This window comes from Bacillus sp. 2175 (genome assembly GCF_057812155.1).
The window spans coordinates 3,340,110-3,364,355 of record NZ_CM173819.1 but is presented as its reverse complement, the minus strand read 5'-3'; the positions used below and the strand labels follow the sequence as shown (position 1 = coordinate 3,364,355).

20 protein-coding genes are annotated in these 24,246 nt (G+C 33.9%); 17 read left to right on the top strand and 3 right to left on the bottom strand.

Annotated features, from left to right (window positions below):
* The first annotated feature begins 129 nt into the window (after positions 1-129).
* A complete protein-coding gene (locus ACXKY9_RS17365) occupies positions 130-1,161 on the top strand; it encodes an oxidoreductase (protein ID WP_000719771.1) in 1,032 nt (343 codons plus the stop codon).
* A 54-nt stretch (positions 1,162-1,215) separates the two neighbouring features.
* Here ACXKY9_RS17365 and ACXKY9_RS17360 read toward each other — a convergent pair whose 3' ends face one another.
* Positions 1,216-1,659 (bottom strand): VOC family protein, encoded by a 444-nt coding sequence (locus ACXKY9_RS17360; protein WP_000171326.1) that lies wholly within the window; start codon positions 1,657-1,659, stop codon positions 1,216-1,218.
* A gap of 82 nt (positions 1,660-1,741) precedes the next feature.
* Between ACXKY9_RS17360 and ACXKY9_RS17355 the strand changes: the two genes are divergently transcribed.
* On the top strand, positions 1,742-2,686 hold the full coding sequence (locus ACXKY9_RS17355; protein WP_000750566.1) for a helix-turn-helix transcriptional regulator: 945 nt from the start codon (positions 1,742-1,744) through the stop codon (positions 2,684-2,686).
* Positions 2,687-2,778: 92 nt separating this feature from the next.
* Here the strand turns inward: ACXKY9_RS17355 and ACXKY9_RS17350 are convergent, their stop codons facing one another.
* Complete coding sequence (locus ACXKY9_RS17350; protein ID WP_003285002.1) at positions 2,779-3,381, bottom strand: TetR/AcrR family transcriptional regulator; 603 nt, start codon at positions 3,379-3,381, stop codon at positions 2,779-2,781.
* A 155-nt stretch (positions 3,382-3,536) separates the two neighbouring features.
* On the opposite strand from ACXKY9_RS17350, the gene ACXKY9_RS17345 reads away from it, so the two are divergent.
* From ACXKY9_RS17345 to ACXKY9_RS17305, 9 genes are all read left to right on the top strand, one after another.
* Positions 3,537-4,430, top strand: coding sequence for an ABC transporter ATP-binding protein (locus tag ACXKY9_RS17345; RefSeq protein ID WP_000626568.1), 894 nt, complete (start codon positions 3,537-3,539; stop codon positions 4,428-4,430).
* Positions 4,423-5,229, top strand: coding sequence for an ABC transporter permease subunit (locus ACXKY9_RS17340; protein ID WP_001041439.1), 807 nt, complete (start codon positions 4,423-4,425; stop codon positions 5,227-5,229). Before ACXKY9_RS17345 ends, ACXKY9_RS17340 begins: the two co-directional genes overlap by 8 nt.
* Positions 5,230-5,429: 200 nt before the next feature.
* Positions 5,430-5,963: an RNA polymerase sigma factor gene (locus ACXKY9_RS17335; protein WP_000864758.1), complete on the top strand. Its 534-nt coding sequence runs from the start codon at positions 5,430-5,432 to the stop codon at positions 5,961-5,963.
* A gap of 12 nt (positions 5,964-5,975) precedes the next feature.
* Positions 5,976-6,974, top strand: a complete 999-nt coding sequence (locus tag ACXKY9_RS17330) for a hypothetical protein (RefSeq protein WP_000368243.1) — start codon at positions 5,976-5,978, stop codon at positions 6,972-6,974.
* Between the two features lie 17 nt (positions 6,975-6,991).
* Positions 6,992-8,029: an LCP family protein gene (locus ACXKY9_RS17325; RefSeq protein ID WP_000526729.1), complete on the top strand. Its 1,038-nt coding sequence runs from the start codon at positions 6,992-6,994 to the stop codon at positions 8,027-8,029.
* Positions 8,030-8,377: 348 nt separating this feature from the next.
* Positions 8,378-10,075 (top strand): peptide ABC transporter substrate-binding protein, encoded by a 1,698-nt coding sequence (locus tag ACXKY9_RS17320; RefSeq protein WP_000727532.1) that lies wholly within the window; start codon positions 8,378-8,380, stop codon positions 10,073-10,075.
* 296 nt (positions 10,076-10,371) lie between these two features.
* Positions 10,372-12,087, top strand: a complete 1,716-nt coding sequence (locus ACXKY9_RS17315) for a peptide ABC transporter substrate-binding protein (RefSeq protein ID WP_000823473.1) — start codon at positions 10,372-10,374, stop codon at positions 12,085-12,087.
* Positions 12,088-12,524: 437 nt separating this feature from the next.
* Positions 12,525-14,219 carry a peptide ABC transporter substrate-binding protein gene (locus ACXKY9_RS17310; RefSeq protein WP_000823443.1) on the top strand — a complete coding sequence of 565 codons (1,695 nt, stop codon included), beginning with the start codon at positions 12,525-12,527 and terminating at the stop codon, positions 14,217-14,219.
* Positions 14,220-14,301: 82 nt separating this feature from the next.
* On the top strand, positions 14,302-15,021 hold the full coding sequence (locus ACXKY9_RS17305) for a class I SAM-dependent methyltransferase (protein WP_000828247.1): 720 nt from the start codon (positions 14,302-14,304) through the stop codon (positions 15,019-15,021).
* Between the two features lie 40 nt (positions 15,022-15,061).
* Here ACXKY9_RS17305 and ACXKY9_RS17300 read toward each other — a convergent pair whose 3' ends face one another.
* Entirely contained in the window at positions 15,062-15,457 is a 396-nt protein-coding gene (locus ACXKY9_RS17300; RefSeq protein ID WP_000554977.1) for a hypothetical protein, read from the bottom strand.
* A gap of 134 nt (positions 15,458-15,591) precedes the next feature.
* On the opposite strand from ACXKY9_RS17300, the gene ACXKY9_RS17295 reads away from it, so the two are divergent.
* The 6 genes from ACXKY9_RS17295 (at position 15,592) to ACXKY9_RS17270 (ending at position 24,214) form a co-directional block, all read left to right on the top strand.
* Positions 15,592-15,927: a hypothetical protein gene (locus ACXKY9_RS17295; protein WP_000842888.1), complete on the top strand. Its 336-nt coding sequence runs from the start codon at positions 15,592-15,594 to the stop codon at positions 15,925-15,927.
* A 71-nt stretch (positions 15,928-15,998) separates the two neighbouring features.
* Complete coding sequence (locus ACXKY9_RS17290; RefSeq protein ID WP_000511523.1) at positions 15,999-16,337, top strand: VOC family protein; 339 nt, start codon at positions 15,999-16,001, stop codon at positions 16,335-16,337.
* Between the two features lie 257 nt (positions 16,338-16,594).
* Positions 16,595-18,691 (top strand): vWA domain-containing protein, encoded by a 2,097-nt coding sequence (locus ACXKY9_RS17285; protein ID WP_000702076.1) that lies wholly within the window; start codon positions 16,595-16,597, stop codon positions 18,689-18,691.
* 79 nt (positions 18,692-18,770) lie between these two features.
* Positions 18,771-22,133 (top strand): tubulin-like doman-containing protein, encoded by a 3,363-nt coding sequence (locus tag ACXKY9_RS17280; RefSeq protein ID WP_000175107.1) that lies wholly within the window; start codon positions 18,771-18,773, stop codon positions 22,131-22,133.
* Between the two features lie 57 nt (positions 22,134-22,190).
* On the top strand, positions 22,191-22,331 hold the full coding sequence (locus ACXKY9_RS17275; RefSeq protein ID WP_001116193.1) for a hypothetical protein: 141 nt from the start codon (positions 22,191-22,193) through the stop codon (positions 22,329-22,331).
* Between the two features lie 500 nt (positions 22,332-22,831).
* On the top strand, positions 22,832-24,214 hold the full coding sequence (locus tag ACXKY9_RS17270) for an APC family permease (protein ID WP_000051665.1): 1,383 nt from the start codon (positions 22,832-22,834) through the stop codon (positions 24,212-24,214).
* Positions 24,215-24,246: the final 32 nt, after the last annotated feature.

Here is a 24,246-nt window from a genome sequence, read left to right as displayed (position 1 = left end):
ACACTGATTATTAGTTAAACCAATCGGGCTTTAACGAGCAGTTGATTCCTCACCTAGTTCCTTAGTTTTCGCTGAATTTTGAGTTAGGAATCTTACTGCCTGTTAAAGCGGGACAAATGGAGGGGCAACATGAAAAAAATAGGTGTAGGGATTGTAGGATTTGGTTTTTCTAGTACGACATTTCATATCCCACTATTACAAACGATAGAAGAATATGATATTCGTGCTGTATTATCCTCAAAAGAAGAGGTAGTAAAAGAAACATTACCAAATGCTAATGTTGTTAGTACAATTGATGAATTGGTGAAGCGAGCTGATGTTGACTTAGTTGTTATTACATCACCTAATACAACTCATTTTCCATATGTAAAAGAAGCAATTTTAAACGGTAAGCATGTTGTTGTAGAAAAACCATTTGTTGTCTCAATTGAAGAAGGGGAAAAGCTTATTTCATTAGCAGAGCAGCATAATATAATGTTAAGCGTATATCATAATCGTCGTTTTGATAATGATTTCTTAACAATTAAGAAATTGTTAGGAGAAAACAGAGTAGGGAATGTATACGCATATGAATCGAATTTTGATCGTTTCCGTCCACATGTACGTGATCGATGGAGAGAAAAAAATCTACCAGGCTCCGGTATATTATACGATTTAGGATCGCATTTAATTGACCAAGCGTTATCAATATTCGGGAAACCCGATGCGATAAGTGCAGATGTAATAAAACAAAGACCAGGTGCAGAGGTGGATGATTATTTCCACATAGTACTTCATTACGGAGTTAAACGTGTCATTTTACGTAGTAGCAGTTATGTGAAAAAAGCTGGACCGCATTTTATAGTGCATGGAGAGAAAGGTTCTATCGTGAAGTACGGTATGGATTCGCAGGAAGAGCAATTAAAAAATGGAATGAAGCCAGGTGATAACGGTTATGGAGTAGACGATGAAGAGAATTTTGCTACTTTAGAAACAGAAGAAAGCTTAGAGCGTATTCCAACAGAAGTCGGTTGTTATGACAATTATTATAAAGGTGTACGAGATAGTATATTAAATGGTGAGAAACTACCTGTAACAGCAAAAGAAGGTTTAGATGTTATTAAACTGATTCAATTAGCGATTGAAAGCAGTGAAAAAGGTAGAGTCATTTCTATAAAATAAAAAGACACGAAATTCGTGTCTTTTTATTAGGAATATGTGAATATGATTAATTATTTAGTTTAGTCGTTTATCATACATTAATTGGATTTGTATGCCATAAGGATCTTCAATAATACCATATGCTTCACTAAATATATTTTTTTCTAGCGGAGAGATTATTTTCACATGCTTATCGGAAATTAAATTATTATAAAATCTTTGTATTTCTTCTAAATTAGCGCTTTGAATGCAAAGTGACATGTTATTTCCAACGTTATAACGTTCATTAGTATTCATTGTATCTTCTGCTATCATTAGCTTTGTATTCCCAATTTGTAAAACAGAGTGAGCGATATGTTCTTTATTTTCACTTGTAATTTTAAAAGAACGATCTCTTTTCGCCAGTTCTTCATACGTAACAACCATTAATTTTTTGGCTTCTAAATTACGTGTATAAAAGTTAATTGCCTCCTTTGCTTGCCCATTCAGTGAGAGAAAAATAGCTATTTCTAATGTCATAAATTTACAACTCCTTTATTAGTTAATAATTATAATATAGACTAAAAAGGTTTCAATACATGACACCTTTCGGGAGGTAAATATGAAAAAAACGGAACGAATAAATGATATGCTTATTTTCTTAAATAATAAAAGAAATTTTAATTTAAAAGATTTAATGGTTAGATATGATATTTCTAAAAGTACAGCTTTACGAGATATTCAATCATTGGAAGAAATAGGTGTACCCATATATTCTGAACTAGGTAGAAATGGAAGTTATAAAATTATAGAAAATAGTGTGTTATCGCCAATTTATTTTAGTGTGGATGAAATGTATGCGTTATACTTTTCGATTCTTACACTAAATGGATACAAGACAAAACCATTTAATATAGAAAGTATTGCGCTTGAAAATAAATTTAAACATGTACTACCTGATAATGTGAGTAAAAACATTTCGATTATGGAACGAACGCTTTCCTTTGAAGTAACAAATCATAGTAATTTTAGTCCGTTCTTAAAAGAAATTTTACAGGGGATTTTTGCTGAGCGAGTTTATTATTTAACATATTTAAAAAAAGATGAGGAGAAAGTATTGGTCGCCCAATTTATTCGAATCGAATCTAAATTTGGCCAGTGGTATGCTAAAATCTTTAATTTTGAGACAAATGGTGTTCAAATAATTAGATGTGATAAAATTCTTTCTATTGAGGAAACAAGCAACACGAATTCAAAAAATCTTGAAGAACTATTAAGTTATCTTACAAACTTTCACAGAAAACCTGATGCAATTGATTTTAGCGTCATTGTTAATCAAAAAGGAAAGGACATTTTTGATAAAGAGAATTATCCTTCCATGAGGATACAAAAAGAAAATGAAAATTATAGTATAACAGGCTATTTTAACAAGCAAGAAGTTGAGTTTATTTCAAGTTATTTTCTAAATTTTGGTGAAACGATTATTTCAATTCAGCCTGTGATGCTAAAAGAGTTAATCTATAATAAGGTGTTATCTATAAAGCAGCATTTAACTTCTTTAAGATAAAGTTAGTTTTAGTCATTTTTTGATATGAAAAAGCCCTTGCGATTTAAATATCCAAAGGGCTTTTTGATGATTTTATTTGTTCTTTAGAAAAATTACTTTTGTGGAACAGAAAGACCATAGAAGAACATCGTAACGATATCTTTTATATGTTTTTCCCAATCTCCTTCAAGAAGTTGTGCTCCAAATTCATCACCTAATTTTGTAAACATTTGAATGTAAAGTAACATCATTTCTTTAGTAAGGTGTGGATTAATTTCGTTTTTGCGCTGAGCTCGTTCTAATATTTCTAAATACCAGGGTAGGATTTTTTCATTTTGATAACTATAAATAAACTTACGGAGTTCTTCGTCCCTTTGCATCATTTGTAGTAACATATCAGGTTGAAATAATCCGCCAGTATTCATTTTTCTTACAATCATTTTTTGCATCATATCATGAAAAGGTAATTTTTCTTCTGCAAGCTCTTTATAATATTGAAATTCAGATATGATAAATTCTTGTATAAGCTCCCTAAATAACGCATCTTTACTTCCGAAATGATTATAAATTGTAACTTGAGAAACGTTTGCTTCTTTTGCGATATGTTCTATTTTCACTTCATTAAATCCACGTTCTGAAAATAATAAGAATGCTGCTTCTTTAATGGCACGCTTTTTCTTTTCTTTTACTCTTTCAAAGCCGTTCAATGCAATCACCTCACTTAAAATATACAAGAAAAAATAATGGAAAACAATAATTTTGAAATATAGACTGATAAATATTTCAAAAAGTTGTTGCGAATATGAAAGATGAGGAGTACAATAATTTTGAAATATCACATATTAAATATTTCAAAAAATGAGGTGGAATTATGATTTCAGTTCAAGATGTCACAAAACAGTTTTCGAATGGAAAAGGTTTGTTTCATATTACATTTGATGTAAAAGAGGGAGAAGTATTTGGTTATTTAGGACCGAATGGTGCCGGAAAATCAACGACGATTCGTAATTTAATGGGATTTATAAAACCGACAGCTGGTAAAGCGACAATTTTCGGATTAGATTGTTGGAATGAAGCAGCGAAAATTCAAAGGGAAGTTGGTTATCTACCGGGTGAAATTTCTTTTATTGAAGGAATGAACGGATTAGAGTTTTTAAAATTAATGCAAGGAATGCGTGGATTAAAGGATACGAAAAGACGAGATGAACTGATAGAGCGTCTGCAATTTGATGTGAAAACACCGATTCGCAAAATGTCTAAAGGAATGAAGCAAAAAGTAGGGATAGTCGCTGCATTTATGCACGATCCAGAGGTGTTAATTTTAGATGAACCAACATCTGGACTTGATCCACTTATGCAGCAAGTGTTTATAGATTTAATATTAGAGGAAAAGCAAAGAGGAAAAACAATTCTTATGTCTTCGCATATTTTCACTGAAATTGAGAGAACTTGTGACAGAGTAGCTATTATTAAAGATGGTCGACTCGTAACAGTTGAAAATATTCACGATTTACAAAGTATGAGAAGACAAGTGATAGATGTAACAGTATCATCACAAGAAGAGATTGAGTCTCTTACAAAGTGTAATTTGCAATTTGAAGCGGTAAAAGGCAGAGAGGCATCTATCATTGTACAAGGAAACTATCAAACTGTTTTACAAACACTTTCAAACTACAATGTAACGGCACTTCAAACGAGAGCGATGGATTTAGAACATTTATTTATGCATTATTACGATAAGAAAGAAGGGATAACGCATGAATAAGCAATTATTTTTAGCTAGTTTGAAAGAAACACAAAAAAGTATTTTGAGTTATGCGTCTGGTGCAGCTTTATATCTGTGGTTATTAATTTGGATATTCCCGTCAATGGTATCAGCGAAAGGGCTAAATGAATTAATAGGTGCCATGCCTGATAGTGTGAAAAAAATCGTTGGTATGGAAAGTCCGATTCAAAACGTAATGGATTTTCTAGCGGGCGAATACTATAGTTTATTGTTTATTATCATTTTAACAATTTTTTGCGTAACAGTTGCGACACATTTAATTGCTCGTCATGTAGATAAAGGAGCAATGGCATACATGCTAGCAACACCTGTATCTAGAGTGCAAATTGCGATTACACAAGCTGCTGTTCTCATATTGGGACTTCTGATTATTGTATCTGTTACGTATGTAGCTGGGTTAGTAGGTGCAGAATGGTTTTTACAAGATAATAACTTAAATAAAGAGTTATTTTTGAAGATAAATGTAGTCGGAGGGCTCATATTTTTAGTCGTTAGTGCGTATTCATTTTTCTTTTCTTGTATATGTAATGACGAAAGAAAAGCACTAAGTTATTCAGCGAGTTTAACTATCTTATTTTTCGTATTGGATATGGTAGGGAAGTTAAGTGATAAGTTAGAATGGATGAAAAACCTATCATTATTCACGCTGTTTCGTCCGAAAGAAATTGCTGAAGGATCATATAATATATGGCCGGTAAGCATAGGTTTAACTGCTGTAGCGCTTTGTATTTTTATCGTAGCGATTGTAGTATTTAGGAAGAGGGATTTACCGTTATAGAGTAGAAAGTCCACTGAGAAAGTGGGCTTTTTTTATTTGTAAATTTAAACTAGTATGTTTATTGCATCCTTATAAAGGATATTTATCTTTTTAATTACAAAAATATTCAAAAAAGTGAACCTTTTTCTAGGTTCATACGTCTAATACATGTAAAGTTAAATTGGAAGTGATGAAGTGAGGATGAAGCAGGAGGAGCGATTGTGAAAGTAATCCCTTTATATAAAATGGTTATAAAAGAAGAAACGGATGTTTCTTTAGCGAAAAAAGGTGATCATGAAGCCTTTATAGCGCTTATACATACAGAAAAAGTGAAGATGTATCGAATAGCAAAGGCGATGTTACGTGATGAGACAAATATAGAGGATGCGATACAGACAACAATTTTAAAAGCCTATGAAAATATAAAAAAATTAAAAAAAGAAGAATTTTTTCACACTTGGTTAATTCGAATACTAATAAATGAGTGTAACAATATTATTAGAGCGTATAAAAATGTAATTGTGACAGAAGAGAATGATTACAATATGAGTGCGTGTGATCAGTATGAAGATATAGATTTGTGTAATGCGATTCAATCGTTACATGAAGAATTAAGAGCTGTTACGGTGCTTTATTATTATGAAGATATGAATCAAGAGAGTATAGCAAAGCTGTTAGAAATACCGAAAGGAACAGTGAAATCAAGATTATCACGCGCGAGGGAACAACTACAAAAACGATTAAAGATGGAATAGGGGGTGTAAAGGATGGATAATGAAAAATTATTTGATGAGAAATTAAAAAAGAGAATCAAAGATGAAAATGTTATAGTACCTCCAGAGTTAAATGAAAAGATTAATGGTACGCTACATAATCTTAAGGTAAAAAAGAAGAGTTACAAAATTCATATGATGATAATTAGTGCAGCGGTTTGTATACTTTCAGTGGTATCTATGTCTGAGTTTTCTATACAAAGTTTTGCGCAAAATGGTGGAGTATTTGAATATGTAAAGAAAAAAGCGTTTTCTGATTATGAAAATGAAGAAGAAATAAAATCGAATGTACATTATCCAGATAAAGAAAAGATTCATCAAAAAATGCTAGATTCTATTGATTATTTTAAAAATATTTCAGGACAATTTGAGGAATATTCTAGCTCATCAAGAATTGCTACAACATATAAGTATGCGATTGATACGGAGAAACAAAGAGGTATCTCTTCGAAAGAAGATAAACTAGCCAAAAAACGAACAATTATATATAACGAGGGCAAGAAAAAAGAGTTTGATGATGAGAAGTATACCTATAAAGAGACAAAATGGAACCCGAAAGAAAGAAACAATGAACTATTAAAATTAAATCCTACGGAAAGGTTAGTGAGAAAATCAGATGAGAAAAAGAGATATGATGATGAATATGTAGGGCTAGCTAAATATAGTATTCAATCAGAATTCGCAGATTTATTAATTCGATATAAAGATTGGAATTATAAAGAAACGAAATATCTTGGATTAGATTGTTACAAAATTGAAGGAGTTATAAACATAGAGATGCCTGTTAGCACCTCTGAAGATTTAAGAGGGAAATTCGAAATGGTTGTGGAGAAAAATACAGGGATTATGTTGAAATTTCTTAGTTTTCAAGAAGGCTTGATTCAATATTCAGTTACGACTGAATGGATACAAATAGATAAGGGATTGAAAGAAAGTATGTTTCAAAAGGATAGCGCTAAATATGAAAAAATGAGAAACATATTGGATCAATAGAAACAGGAGGAGAGTAAATGGGGAATCATTCATCTTTAAGAGAAGAGAAAAATAAGCAAAAATATAAAAAGAAAAAGATAACAAGTTTACTACTGGCGGTATTACTATTTGGTGGAATTGGCTATGGAGCCTATGTATATATGAAAACTTCTAGTCTTGTACAAAAATCTAATTTGAATTTAGCACGAGGTGAAAAATCCAATTTACGTGAGAAATCTGTAAAGCCAATTGCAAATCATGTTTCACTTTTAATTATGGGAATTGATGAAAATCAAGAACGACAAAAGGAATATAATGGTGCATTTCATACAGATGCATTATTGTTAGCGACTTTTAATAAAGACGATAAAACAGTGAAATTAACAAGCATACCGCGTGATACATATACATATGTTCCAGTTGAAAAGAAAAAAGATAAAATAACCCATGCATATGGAAGTGGTTTCGTTAAAAATGGTAAAGATGGAGGACCGCAAGCTTCTGTGGAAGCGGTAGAAAAATTGTTACAGGTGCCTGTTGATTATTTTGTGAAATTTAATTTTGGTTCCTTTACTAAAATTGTTGATGGGTTAGATGGTATTGAAGTGGATGTCCCAGTTGAATTTACGGAGCAAAATAGTAAAGATGAACCTGATGCGATTCATTTGAAAAAAGGATTACAAAAATTAAATGGGGAAGAAGCACTTGCACTAGCAAGAACGCGCCATATTGATAGTGATGCAATGAGAGGACAGCGCCAACAACTTGTTATTGAAGCGATTTTAAGTAAATTAAAAAGTGTAGGATCGATTACGAAGCTAGAAAAAATAGTTGAGGCGGTTGATGGTGATTTTAAAACAAATTTAGTAATGGATGATATTTTATCTTTTTATAAATACGGTTTAAACGGTTCAGTTGAAAAAATACAATTAGCTGGTGATGATTTATACTTACCTAATGGCCCAAACGGGAAACGTGTATATTATTATAATCCTAATAAAAAAGATCTACAGAGTTTGAGTAATACTCTTAGAACACATCTAGGGTTAAGTGAAAAGCAAATTGAGGAGAATTAAAGCAGACGAAATGTCTGCTTTTTTATTTTTGTAGAAAAGATGTTTTTACATATATGCATTATTTATTAGCAATAATTAACCAGTATTCAAGCGGTAAATGAGATCGAAGTGATTAAAACAACGAATGTGTATGAATGCAAAATAAGGTTTGAACAACATATGGAATTTTTATGAATATTACTGTAAAAAAATAATTTTTTAAAAATTTTCAATAATAATACTTTACAAAAATTAAAAAATTAGTAGAATAAGAATTAGTAAGAATCGTCTGATAAATATATAGAGAAAAACAGAATTATCAGAAAATTCTTTAATAGCTATCGTTTAGAATTAGGGAGGGTACAGAAAATGAAAAAGAAAAAAATGAAAAAACTAACAGCAGTTGTAGTACCGGTTTTGGCAATGAGCATGGCACTAACAGCATGTTCTACATCAGGCGGAGATAAAAAGACAAGCACAAACTCAAGTGGAGATAGCAAGTCAGAGGGAAAATTAGCGGCAAAACAAGTGTTGAATCGAACAGTAAACCAAGAGATTCCAACGATGGATTCTTCTAAATCAACAGATACAGTATCTTCACAAATGCTAGGGAATACGATGGAAGGATTATATCGTCTTGATAAAGATAATAAACCTATTCCAGCTGCAGCAGAATCTAGCACGAAAAGTGAAGATGGTAAAAAATATACATTTAAACTACGTAAAGATGCAAAATGGTCAAATGGAGATCCAGTAACGGCGAAAGATTTCGTATATGCTTGGCAACGTCTATTAGATCCAAAAACAGCTGCTGAGTATGCATTTATCGCATTCCCGATTAAAAATGCAGAAGTAGTAAATAAAGGAGAAAAACCTGTAACTGAATTAGGAGTAAAAGCAGTAGATGATCTTACGCTTGAAGTTGAGTTAGAGCAAGCAGTACCGTACTTCTTAAACTTAGTAGCATTCCCATCATATTATCCATTAAACGAAAAGTTCGTTAAAGAAAAGGGCGAGAAGTTCGGTATAGAGTCTGATACAACAGTTTATAATGGACCGTTCGTTCTTAAAGATTGGAAGCATGAACAAGGATGGCAATTAAAGAAAAATGATCAATATTGGGATAAAAAGACTGTAAAACTTGAAGAAGTTAACTTCAGTGTTGTTAAAGAACCAGCAACTCTTATCAATTTATATGATAGCGGTCAAGTTGACTTTGCTTTATTAACTGGAGAGTTCGTAGATAAATACAGAAATAAGAAAGATGAATTCGGAACATATTCACAAGTGAGTACGTATTTCATTCGTATGAACCAAAAACGTGATGGACAAGATACACCATTAAAGAGTAAAAAGTTACGTGAAGCAATTGCACTATCAGTTGATAAAAAGAATTTAGCAAACGTAATTTTAAATGATGGATCAAAAGAAGCTGACTTCTTAGTACCAAAAGGTTTAGCAACTGGACCAGACGGTAAAGACTTCCAAGAAACGTTTAAAAATGGTTTAAAACCAAATGCTAAAAAAGCTGCTGCAGCTTGGGAAGAAGCGAAAAAAGAGCTAGGTAAAGACCAAGTTACAATTGAATTCTTAAACTACGATACTGGTAATGCGAAAAAAGTTGGCGAATATATTAAAGATCAGATTGAGAAAAACTTAAAAGGTGTAACAGTTAACATTAAACTTCAACCATTTAAGCAAAAACTAAAATTAGAAACTGAACAACAATATGATATTTCGTATGGCGGATGGAATCCGGATTATGCAGATCCAATGACGTTCTTAGATATGTTTGAGACTGGACATTCTCATAACCAAATGAGCTTCTCTGACCCTAAATATGACGGCATGGTGAAAAAAGCTGGAACGGAATTAATGAGCGATGCGAAAAAACGTTGGGAAGAGTTAGGAAAAGCTGAAAAAACATTACTTGAAGAAGATGTAGCGATTGTACCTTTATATCAACGAGGAGATTCTTATGTTTTACAACCAAATGTAAAGGGAGTAGTAAAACATAATATCAGTCCAGAATTTAGCTTTAAGTGGGCATATGTGACTGAAAAATAATAGAGTTGAAAAAGCATTTAAAAGTGGCTTAGCTACTTTTAAATGCTTTTTTTGTGAGCTTAAAATACTAATTTTTAGTGTGGTTAAATAGAGGAGAATAAGGTGTATAGTATGTACATATAGTAGATGGGGGATAAATCCTACTAAATTAAAAAAAACCAGGATATTTAAAAAACTATTTACAAATACGAAAAAAAGAGTAGAATAACATTAGTTATAATTTTCTGAAAAATAAATCTTTAGTAAGGGGTCTCTCAAGGGTTGGTAATGTACATATAATTAGGGAGGGTACAAAAATGAAGAGAAAAAAGATGAAAAAGTTAACGGCAGTTGTAGTACCAGTTTTAGCGATGAGTGTTGCATTGACAGCATGTTCTGGGTCAGGTGGGGAAAAGAAAACGACTACTACATCAAATAGTGGGGAAGAAAAAAAATCTGATATTAAATATGCAGCGAAACAAGTATTAAATCGTACGGAAAACCAAGAAATTCCGACGATGGATACTTCTAAATCTACTGATACATTAGGTTCGCAAATTTTAGGGAACACGATGGAAGGCCTATATCGCCTTGATAAAGATAATAAGCCAATTCCTGCTGCGGCAGAGTCTAGTACGAAAAGTGAAGATGGTAAAAAGTATACGTTTAAACTGCGAAAAGATGCAAAATGGTCAAATGGTGATCCTGTAACAGCGAAAGATTTCGTTTTTGCGTGGAAGCGCTTACTTGATAAGAATACTGCAGCAGAATATGCATTTATTGCTTACTATATTAAAAATGCAGAAGCGATTAATAAAGGAGAAAAACCTGTAACTGAATTAGGAGCGAAGGCGGTAGATGATTACACGCTAGAAGTAGAATTAGAAAAACCGGTACCGTATTTCTTAAATTTATTAGCATTCCCATCATACTATCCATTAAATGAAAAATTCGTAAAAGAAAAAGGTGATAAGTACGGTTTAGAAGCAGATACAACTGTGTATAATGGTCCATTCGTTATGTCTTCATGGAAACATGAACAAGGTTGGCAGCTGAAGAAAAATGATAAGTACTGGGATAAAAAGACTGTGAAATTAGAAGAAATTAACTATAGTGTAGTAAAAGAGGTTGCAACGAAAGTAAACTTATATGATACAGGATCAATTGATTTTACATTACTATCAGGAGAGTTTGTAGATAAATATAAATCGAACAAAGAAGAATATGGTGAGTATGCGGAATCAAGTACATTCTTCTTACGTTTAAATCAAAAACGTAACGGACAAGATACGCCTTTAAAGAGCAAAAAACTTCGTGAAGCAATTGCATTATCAGTTGATAAAAAAGGATTGGCAAATGTAATTTTAAATAATGGTTCAAAAGCAACAGATCAATTGGTTCCAAAAGGACTTGCGACAGGGCCAGATGGTAAAGATTATCAAGATACATTTAAAAATGGTCTGAAATATAATCCGAAAAAAGGAGCAGCAGCGTGGGAAGAAGCGAAAAAAGAACTTGGAAAAGATCAAGTTACAATTGAATTGCTAAGCTATGATGATGGAACTGCGAAAAAGATTGCTGACTATGTAAAAGATCAAATTGAGAAAAATTTAAAAGGTGTAACGATTAATACGAAAATTCAGCCGTTCAAACAAAAATTAAAATTAGAAACTGCGCAAGATTATGAAATTTCTTATGCAGGTTGGAGTCCAGACTATGCGGATCCAATGACATTTATTGATATGTTTGAATCGAAGAGCCCGTACAACCAAATGAGTTATTCAAATCCAAAATACGATGAAATGGTAGGAAAAGCAGGTAATGAATTAATGAGTGATGCGAAAAAACGCTGGGAAACGTTAGGGAAAGTTGAAAAATTATTCCTTGAAGAAGATGCAGGGTTAGTTCCTTTATATCAAACAGGAAGATCGTATGTAATGAAACCGAATGTAAAAGGAATTGTGAAACATAACATCAGTCCAGAATATAGCTTTAAGTGGGCGTATGTAACTGAGGATGGCGGAAAAAAATAAAGTGAAAGCATTTCAAAAGTGGCTGAGCTGCTTTTGAAATGCTTTTTAGTATGTATAAGGGAATAAATCTCGTTAGTCTATTGAGAATCGGGTAGGTAATTAGGAAGGTTCTATCGGAGGAATTTAGAGAGGTCAGTAAGTAGTAATACAGATGATAGTAAGAGACCTCATGCTAATAAGAAAAATATAGAACGTAGTAATAGAGTGGAATAAGGGGAGAGATGTTTACATATAGTAGACGGGGGATAATTCATATAGTAGTTAAAACAACAAGTTACTATAATAAAAAAATAAATATTTAGAAAATTTACAAAAATACTTTACAAAATTTAAAAAAACAGTAGAATATTAATTAATAAGAATTTTCTGATAACGAAAGTTAGTAGAGAATTTCTAAATGTTAATATCGTACATATAATTGGGGAGGGTACAAAAAAATGAAGAGAAAAAAGATGAAAAAATTGACAGCGGTCGTAGCACCAGTTTTAGTAATGAGTATGGCATTAACAGCTTGCTCTGGATCAGGAGATAAAGAGAAGGCAAGCACAACACCAAAAAGCGGTGAAAAAGAAGGCGGAAAGCTAGCGGCGAAGCAAGTGCTTAATTTAACAGAGTCTCAAGAGATTCCATCTATGGACTCTGCTAAAGCGACAGACCAAGTATCGTTTCTAGCTTTAAACAACGTAATGGAAGGTTTATATCGACTTGATAAAGATAATAAAGCAACACCAGGAGTTGCTGAATCATATAAAAAGAGTGATGATGGTAAAAAGTATACATTTACATTAAATAAAAATGCAAAATGGTCAAATGGAGACCCTGTAACAGCGAAGGATTTCGTGTTTGCTTGGAAACGTGCGGTAGATAAAAATACAGCAGCGGAATATGCATACATTATGTTTGATTTAAAGAACGCAAAAGCAATTAATGATGGGAAAGCACCACTTGATACGTTAGGTGTAAAAGCTGTAGATGATTACACATTAGAGGTAGAATTAGAAAATCCAGTTCCTTACTTTGTAGAATTAACTTCATTCGGAACATTCTATCCGTTAAATGAAAAATTCGTAAAAGAAAAAGGTGAAAAATTTGGTTTAGAAGCAGATACAACGTTATACAACGGACCATTTACATTAACAGACTGGAAACATGAAGAAGGATGGAAATTAAAGAAAAATGCACAATATTGGGATAATAAAACAGTTAAGTTAGATGAAATCAACTTTAACGTAGTAAAAGATAGCGGTACACGTGTAAACTTATATGAAAGCGGACAAATCGATCGTGCGGGACTTACATCTGAAATGGTTGACAAATATAAATCAAATCCAGACTTTTATACACAAAAAACACCATCAACGTTCTTCTTACGTTTAAACCAAAAACGTGGTGGGCAAGATACAGTATTAAAGAACAAAGATTTACGTTTAGCGATTGCAAAGGCATATGATAAAAAAGGCTTAACGAACGTTATTTTAAATGACGGATCTACACCAGCAGATTACTTAGTACCAAAAGAATTTGCTAAGAGTCCAGATGGAAAAGACTTCCGTAAAGAAAATGGAGATATTTTAAAAACAGATGTGAAAAAAGCAAAAGAGCATTGGGAAAAAGCGAAAAAAGAACTTGGAAAAGAGCAAGTAACGATTGAGCTATTAAACTACGATAGCGATAATGCGAAGAAAGTAGGAGAATTCTTAAAAGGAGAACTTGAGAAAAACTTACCAGGGTTAACAGTGAACTTGAAAAATCAACCGTTTAAACAAAAATTAAAATTAGAATCAGATTTAGATTATGATTTATCTTACGCTGGTTGGGGCCCTGACTACTTAGATCCAATGACATTCATTGATATGTTCGTTACAAATGGTCCTCATAACCAAACTGGATATTCAAATCCAAAATATGATGAAATTGTAGAAAAAGGTAAAGGCGAGCTATTAACGAAAACGAAAGAACGTTGGGATAGCTTACTAAAAGCTGAGAAAATATTACTTGATGATGCTGTAATTGCACCATTATATCAACGTGGTGATGCTATCGTTCAAAGACAGAAAGTAAAAGGTATTGTTCACCATCCGGTTGGTGGAGACTACAGCTATAAATGGGCATATATTACAGAGGATAAGTAAGATGAGGGGCGTACAATACGCCCTTTTTTCTATGCACTTTTCTTCCGTGCTCGAATATATAAAATAAAAAAGGGAGAATCCCATGAAACGAAACACATACATCGATTTCCTAGCTTATTACGGAATAGGAAGTGCTCATCCTGGTGGCTTTACGTTAACAAAACAATTGTTAGCACAACTGCCTTTTAAATATGGAGCGAATGTCCTTGAGATAGGTTGTGGTACGGGGAAAACAGCGGCGTATATGACAAGGGAATTTGGCTATAAAGTAACAACGGTTGAAAAGAATGAAATTATGATTCAAAAGGCAAAAGATAGATGGTTGTTTGAAGGGTTAGATATACAATTAATTGAAGGAAATGTAGAGCATTTACCGTGTTTGAATAACTCATTTGAGTTCGTACTTGGAGAATCAATCATCGCTTTTACAGACAAAGAAAGGGTTATCTCGGAGTGTTATCGTGTATTACAGCAGGACGGTAAGCTTGTTGTCATTGAAATGATTATTGATAGGCACATTGATAAGGGTGAGGAAGAAAAAATCGCCCAATTATATGGCATGAAAGAACTGTTAACTGAGAATGAGTGGGTACAATTATTTCAGAAAGCAAATTTTAAAAGAATTACAATTGCGGGTGGTGGCACGATTGCAGAAACAATCTCTGGCTATGTAGAAGAGCCAGAATGGAATGTATCCTCACATATTCCGAATGAGTTATATGAGGCGTGGGCACAGCATGAAAATGTACGGCTTATGTACCAACACATTTTAGGGCATCGTATTTTTATATGTGAAAAATAAAGAAAAAGAGTTGGCTAAAGGTAGCCAACTCTTTACTATGTTAAATGAAAAATAATGCAGCTAATGTAATTCCGAAGATGAAACCAAATCCGAGTTCAACACCCCAGCCACAACCGCCGCCTCCCCAGCCGCCGCAACCACAACTACTACAACCACGACCACCACATCCGCAGCTGCTGAATCCACCACCGCATCCGAATCCACAACTATCACACCTGCTAAGGCCTCCACAAAGGTCACAACCACCGTTTGCATAAGCGTCGTAGTATCCGAACCCTGAATCAAAAGATGAGCGCTGTTGCACCGGTTCGATCCATACAGAGTTTTGTGTCACATCGATTATTTTACCTAAATGTATACGGCCATCACGGTCTTCAATCCGAACAACTTTTCCGAAATAACGTTGGCATGTATCATAACATTTTTGTCTATGCATATTCTTTCCTCCTTCCGCATTACAGTAATACGATATGTAAGGGGGACAAGTGCGGCTTGTACGAATGCCCTATCTATCATAATTGTTATAGGAAAGGGGAAATATAAGAAGAGGATATATAAGGAGGAAAAGGCATGAAATCTACAGATCAGTTTCAGACATACGAAGTACCATGGGAAGATTTTATTGAAGCGTTACGAGAGGAAATGAAGAAGCAAGTAGGGACAGATATTATTGATACAGTAGTTTGCAATTTAGAAGATGGTTTTGAAGTGTATACATATGTGCAGGGGGATTTAGATTTTGAATATAAGGAAGCGCTTGAGAGAAAATACGGAAGTGATGCGAAGACACCTAATGTGTTAACGATAATGTTATTAGCTAGTATTTATAATACAAGTGAAGAGAATATACGCTTGCATGCGGATAATAAAGAGAATCCGATTGTTGAAGTGTATGTAAAGCAATGAAACACGCTGTGGAAGGCGTGTTTTTTATTTGTATGATAAAATGTTAGAAAATTGAGAAAGAAGGTGAAGGATTGGGAATTAAACATCTTAATTTAACAGTTACAGATGTAACAGCAGCTAGAGAGTTTTTAGAGAAGTATTTTGGTCTAACTTGTAGTGGAACAAGAGGGAATGCCTTTGCAGTTATGCGTGATAATGATGGATTTATACTAACTTTAATGAAAGGAAAAGAAGTTCAGTATCCAAGAACATTTCACGTAGGATTTCCACAAGAAAGTGAAGAACAAGTAGATAAGATAAATGAAAGATTGAAGGAAGATGGATTTTTGGTCGAGCCTCCTAAGCATGTCCATGCGTATACGTTTTACGTTGAAGCACCTGGTGGATTTACAATAGAAGTGATGTGTTAAGTCAAAAATCAAACTTTTTGTTATGTGTTTTTAAAATAAAAAGTAGGAAAAGTCTGTTTTAAGTGTGGAGCTTAAACAGGCTTTTTTACTTATAGTATCGGATAGAAAACGCTAGAAGGAATAATATTCAGTTCTTATAACTGTTTACATAATAAAATTATGCTGGGTTCGTTGTCCTAAAATACAAGTCATATATCTTGTTTCCTCTCATAAATTTAAACATAGGAATTTGTCTACAAAGGTGGCGAAGCCTCATCATGAAAATCCGAATTTGTGCCACGTTCATGTTGTTTCTATTTATATGTTTACCTTTATCAGCTTTTGCAAAAGGAGAGGAGGCAAAGGAAAGGGTCGTTTCACTTGTATATGACGATTCGGGCAGCATGAGAAATAACGATCGCTGGAAATATGCCAATTATGCTTTGCAAAGTTTAGTTGCGCTATTGGATGAAAAAGATAAATTTTCTTACGTTCCAATGAGTAAGCCGAATGAGCCATTAAACATTTCGTTAACGAAGGATAAAAGGCAAACAGAAATTGAGGGAATTGGAGCATGGAAAACGTATTTAAATACTCCATTTAGCGCGGTAGAAACGGCGATGCAATCTATAAAAAAGGAAGCAGATATAGATGGAAAACGTGAATTTTGGCTTATTGTATTAACTGACGGGGCATTTAATGATTTAGAGAAAGATAAGGTTGGCGGAAAAGAACAAATTTTGCAGAAATTAGCCCAGTTTAAGAAAGAAATGGATGCAAAAAAGATATCGTTACATCCAGTCTTAATTACGATGGAAGAAGATTTAGGACAACAAGAAAAAGAACAACTAAATACGTTCAAGGAAATATGGAAGAAAGAGATAAATGGTGTTACGATGCCGTCAAGCGGAGAAGATGGCATTGTAAAAAGTGTAAATCAAGTGGCAGCATTAGTTGCAAATCGTGATCCATTCTCCTCTGTTGAATCGATTGTAAAAACGAAAGTAGTGGGGAAAAGAGTAGAGATTACAACACCGTTTCCGTTAAAGCGTATGACGCTTGTACGACAATCGCCTTCTCTGCCCGATTATCAGGTCACACAAATTTCTAAACCATTACAATTACAATCTTCTTTTTCCATACATGCACCAGGAGAAGCAAAGTTGTTCGGAAATATAGTTCATATAAGTACGGAAAATGAGGAAGTTATTAAACCAGGAACTTATACGATAGAAGTGGACCGAGATATTGAGAAAGAAGGGTTACAAGTACTAGTCGAACCGGCACTTAATTATACTGTTTCTACTTATGATAAAGAGGATAAGGATAGAAAAAATGTTGAGGAAATGTATGAAGGTGTGACAGCTGTTATTGAAGCAAGGCCTACGGAGTTGCCAGTTCAGTCTTCTTACTTTCAGGCAGAAGTAGAAATAGACGGAAAACAATATGCAATGAAGTGGAACGATAAAAGGCATGTGTTTTATTACGAAACGAAGCTTGGTAAAGGGTTAGTACGCGGGAAAGTTCATATGAATATAAAGGGGTTTTATAGACAGACGAAAGAATTTAAAATTGAAACAGCTGAGAAACCGAAATTATCACTTCAAACTGTTACAAAAGATTATGAAGAAAAAGTGACAAATTTAGAGAATAGTAAACCGTTTATTATACAACCACAGTTAGATGGTAAGCCGATGACAGAAGAGGCTGTAAAGAAACTATTAAAATCTACTGGTGTCACATCTAAACAATCAATCAACTATGAAATAAAGCAACATGGAAATCAAATCTATGTTTATCCTCGTCCCTATTACTCCGACACATTTAATTTTACAGATACCGGCACCGTAGAAGCTACCATCGTAATGCAGGATTCAAAGTTACAAGAAGTAAAGAAAAACATAACATTCCATATTCAAGATGCTCCGTTTTATGAAAAATATGCGCTTATTTTTAAGTTTGTCATTCCTATCACTTTATTACTGTTAGTAGTAGGAATCATTGTTTTAGGATGGATTGTTCGGCCAAGATTTCACCGGAAAGCACTACTGTATTATGAATGGGATCAAGAGGTAGCGAAAGATTGGCTATATCAATCTGAACCAGAATTACTTCGAAATAAATGGTGGAACCATTATTTTGGGATCCCATTTAGAGCAGAAAGAAAAACTGTGCAATCCGTTACATTTATAGCGAAGAAAGGTTCGAAATCTGTCTTTGTAGCGAAAGAATCACAAGTAGTTGGAATGATTATTGATGGAATGTTTATAACAGAGGATGAAGTAGGAATGGAACATAAGACACTATATCCAAATGAACTTTTACTAATTGATAGAGGATATGGTAAGGAGATTTACAAGTACGAATGTGAATAGTAGGTAGGGATAAGAAGGGGATGGAGTATTCATTCTCTTTCCCTTTTTTCAAACAAGCAAGAATAGGAAGGTGGTTCACATGACATTACAAGTTCCAACAATATTAATTGGTTTAGGTGGAATCGGTAGTACTGTGACGCATCAAATATATGAAAAACTGCCTGAAGAGCGCCGAAAAAAGGTAGCAATGCACGTATTTGATACAGATGTGAATACATTAAGTAAATTTGATCATATTCGAAAGTTTAAGACACAAACAAGTTCTAGTAAAACGCCTAGGGAGTATATTGCAGGAGATCCAACGATCCCAGAGTGGTTTCCGATGGATCCGACTATACTTGATAAGCCATTAACAGAAGGAGCAGGACAGTTACGCGTTATTTCACGTTTAGCGTTACGTGCTGCGATGAAAGAAGATAAATTGACGTCTTTTTGGCAAGAAATCGAGAAAATTTTTCCGGTTACAAGTGATCAAACGGAATATGGTGTGCGTGTCATTATAGTAACATCACTAGCAGGCGGAACAGGTTCAGGGATGTTTCTGCAAATTGCATTATATTTACGTGAAATGCTTCGGAAGAAATTGCAGCATCATAACATTTTAATACGCGGTGCGTTTTTAATGCCGGATGTTTTAGTAAAGACGAGAACAGTTAGCGCGAAAGAATTTGAAACGGTGCAAGCAAATGGCTATGCATCGTTAAAAGAATTACATGCTATTACGCTCGGTTCTACTGGAGAATTATCAAAACGCGGCGGTGTAACAATTGAATTAGAGTATCGCCCTGATCAAGTAGATGAAGACGGAAGAACGAATCATACAATTAAACAACATCATTTACCGTACAATTATTGTTTCTTATACGATTATGAAAACCTACATGGACACCATTTACACAATTTATCAGATTATATGGAACAGATGGCAAATACAATTTATTTACAGTTATTTAGCCCGATGTCCACAAGTCATTTTGCACAAGAAGACAATCAAATTCAGCAATTAGCAGAATCAAGCGGAAAAGGACGATATTGCGGGGCAGGAACGGCAAAACTCATTTATCCGTATGAGCATGTGTTAAAATATTGTGCTTTAAAATGGGCTGTGCAAGGTTTAGATGAATCGTGGCTTCATTTAGATCAACTGTTTCAAGAGAAGAAGCAAAGATATGACCAAGATGTAAAACGTGGGATGCAGCGTGAAAAGCCGGAGAGAGGTAAAAGTTATTTAGAGGACTTGGAACATCTTGCTACCCGTCCAGAGCAAGCTCATATTTTCTATAGACAAATGTACAATGAAACACGTGAAGGAGCAGAGGGTGGTAAGCTCGGAGTTGCGAAATCAAAACTGTTTTTAGAAGCTGTAGAAAGTTATGTACAACGAACGGTGCAAAAAGATGAGGAATTAAATCGTCTGCAACATGAGTGTAAAATTTCAGCTGCGAAACTGAAAATGATGGAACAAATGAAAGGTGAAGTGGCAAGAGTGGATCATGCGGTTCGTTTATATGCGTATGCGATTCCGAGCCGTGTACATGAACATGTAACGACACTTTTATATGACATGATTGAATCAGACCGCTTTTCACCAAGTGGTTCTGAAGGGCAGTCCTATCAATTAAATACATGGTTTTTAAAGAAAACAGATCCAGTTCACCCAGTAGCAGCACGTTTTATGTTATATGAAATTCGAAAGCAGTTAGTGGAAAAAATGAATCGACTACATGAAAATAATGAACAAAAGCGAAATGTAATTCAAAACTACGATAAAAAATTTAATGTGGGTAATATCGATGGAACGGTAACGGCTGTACGCCGAGTAGAAATTGCTCAACAACAAGGCTGGTTTGGAAAAATGATTAATAATCAGCAACGTTTATTCAAAAGAGAATTTGAAGACATTATAACGCAATATGTACACAAATTAAATGAATATCGAAAAGAAATGCTATTAGAACTTGTATATCAATCGCTATATCAAGCAGTTAATAAAATGATTCAATATTGGGAAAGATTTTTTGATAATTTACATGAAACACGTGAAAATTTACTGTTTGAAATCCAAAAGCGCAGTAAGGAATTTGAAGGGAAAACAAACCCGACGAATGTATATGTATTAGCTGAAGAACAGCTGCAAGAAAAGATATGGCAAGATATGCAGCAACATTTAAATTTAGGTGTACTACCGAAAGATATATCAGCGGAAATTTATATGAGTTTGTACGGGGAATATTGTCGTGATGCGAAAACAGAAGAGATTCAGTCGAAAAAGGTAGAGGATTTCTACCGAGAACATATACTGAGCTATTGTTATGACGAACTGCAAGTACGCTATCGTGATAAATTAGAACTGAATATCATTGAAGCGTTGCGAAAAGAAGCAGATTATAAGAAACGTGATCGCGATGAATACGTTCGTGAAAAAATTGAAGACCTGTTCCATTTAGCGAGTCCATTCGTTCCGAAAGTTGCTCATCATAGGGAATTACAATATTGGGGTATACATCCTTCTTTAAAGAAAGAGCTGCAAGAGGAATTAATTCAAGAAATGTTTAAAGAAAAAGATACAGTACATGAAGCCTTTTCGCCATTTGAAGTAATCTGTTATCGAGCGCATTACGGCTTATCGCTGCAAGATTTTCCTAAATTATCATCAGGACATATTTCAAACGGATTTATGAATGATAAAGGTGACTATTTCCAATCGTATTATCGCCGTGTAAATAAATTAAATAGTAAAAAATCTAGTTTAACGCCGCATTTAGATAAGTATTGGCACTTACCAGCCTTTATGCCAGATTTAAACGCGACTCAAACAAAATTAGATTATGATAAATGTAATCGTGCATTACTATACGCATATATGTATCGCTGGATTAGTTTAGTTGCTGTTGATGGACAATTTGTGTATCAATATAACGGTGTAGGACGTAGCTTTTTAATTCAGTCGATGGGGAAAAATATTTCAAGCGAAAGTTATAAATTACACAGAGCATTGCTTCATAATCCGTTTATTTATGAAAACATCTTGTCACGATTTGAAGAAGAGCAAGAAAAGGCGATGATACAAGGTGGACATTTATATACACATCCGTTCGTATTAGGAGCCCAAGATGTAAGATGGCTTAGAAAAGAACATGTCCACAATCTTTTAGATATGATTTTAATGTATGACCGTGAAGCGAAGTATGATCCGACATTAGAAGAAACATCAGATGAATTATTAAGACTATTCCTCGATGAAATCGAGTTGTATTTCCAGAACTATTACGGTACAGGTGCCGATATGGTGGCAAAGAAAGAGAAAGAAATGTTTATTAAACAATTGTGGGATCGCTCGCATGCAAAAGGATATGTAGATCCAAATAGCGCTCCGTATAAAAAATGGCAAAATTTATTAAGTGTTCAAGATGAAGAAGAAACGCCAAAAACGAATGTATAATGAATGAAAAGGGAATCCTTAAAAGTGGCAATACAACTTTAGAAAAGAGGGATTCTGATGCCGTTTTTAGGAAGTGTATATCAAATATTTGGGTTATATCCGGAACTTTATTATGGGATGATTTCAGCAGAGTTGCAAGAGGAAGCTCAGAAGGAGCATCTTGAAAATAGTAGTGCAGAAGCTGAAGTGGAAGAATAAAAAAAAGTGCAGATGAAAATCTGCACTTTTTTGTTAGTATTAAAATGGTGACATAACCTCAAATGAATTATTATTTTTGAATAATAATTCATTTGAGGTTATTATGATTTTCATTACATTGTATGTAATGAAAATTGTATGAAAATCAATGTAATAAAATGCATATGAATATTAAGGTGGAAAACAACAATGTTTTTGAGAAAATAATTATGTATAAAAATAACATTTGATACATAATCAGCCGATTATTTTTGAGTGATTTATTATTGACAATATAATTAATTGTATGATAAATTCAATCAGCATTCTTAATGGTTTTTTGGTATGGTTAATATTTTGAAAATTCAATACGGTATAAAGAGATTGATTTTTCTGTTTTTATTGAGACGGGTTACTAAGTCTATAGGGGAAGTGAACTATGTATATTTTTATTTTTAAAATAGAACAGTAATAAAGAATGTAACAAGTAAGAGATAAACTTGAAAAAGAGGTTTCAAAGAATGAGTCTTTTCATAAAGAAAGCAATGGATGAAGAAAAGAAAAAAGTATTGAATCAAACTTTAGGAGCGATTGATTTAACTCTTTTAGGTATTGGAGCAATTATTGGTACAGGTATTTTCGTATTAACTGGTATTGTAGCAGCGAAACATGCTGGTCCGGCGATTGTATTATCTTTTGTATTAGCGGCAATTATATGTGCATGTGTAGCTTTCTGTTATGCTGAATTTGCATCTACAGTTCCAGTTTCGGGAAGTGTATATTCATATACATATATGACACTAGGTGAGATTTTTGCATTTATAGTTGGCTGGTGTGTTATGCTGGAGTATTTATTAGCGACTTCTGCGGTTGCAGCAGGCTGGTCAGCATATTTTCAGTCATTGCTACTAGGTTTTAATATTCACATTCCTACGGTTTTTGCTTCGGCACCAGGAATGGGGAAGGGTGGAATCATTGATTTACCAGCAGTTCTTATTATTTTAGTTGTTACATTTTTATTAAGCCGTGGTGCAAAAGAAAGTGCACGAATTAATAATATAATGGTTATTATTAAACTGGCTGTTATTGTAGGATTTATTGTTGTAGGGACACAATATGTAAGACCAGAGAATTGGCAACCATTTCTACCGTTTGGTTTTCACGGTGTGGTAGGGGGCGCTGCTACTGTATTTTTTGCTTTTTTAGGATTTGATGCAGTTGCAACAGCCGCAGAGGAAGTGAAGCGTCCACAACGTAACGTGCCAATTGGGCTACTTGTTTCCTTGTTCATTTGTACCGTTCTATATGTAGGTGTTTCATTCGTGCTAACTGGAATGGTTCCGTTTACGGAATTAAATGTTGCTGATCCGGTTGCATATGCGTTGCGCACTGTAGGAGAAGATAGAATTGCTGGGTTGTTATCGGTGGGAGCGATAGCAGGGCTAACAACAGTTCTGTTAGTAGCTATGTTTGCATTTGTTCGTGTATCTTACTCGATGAGTCGAGATGGACTGTTACCAAAAAGACTTTCAAGTGTCCATAAACGTTTACAAACTCCATTTTTTAATACGTGGGTTACAGGTATACTAGCAGCTTTATTAGCGGGATTAGTGGATTTGAATTTATTAGCTAATTTAGTGAATATGGGAACGATAACAGCATTTGTGTTTGTATCTATAGCTGTCATTGTATTAAGAAAGACACATCCTAATATGAAGAGGCCATTCCGTGCCCCTCTAGTACCTTTTTTACCTATCGTTTCAATAGTAAGTTGTATATATTTGGCATTGAACCTTTCTAAGCTTACTTTAATTAGTTTTGTGGCATGGATTATAATAGGGGTTTTCATATATTTTGTATATGCTAAAAAACATAGTAATGTTAGAAATAGAAATAAAGTATAGTCCATTGAAATAATACTTGTAATGGAAATGAA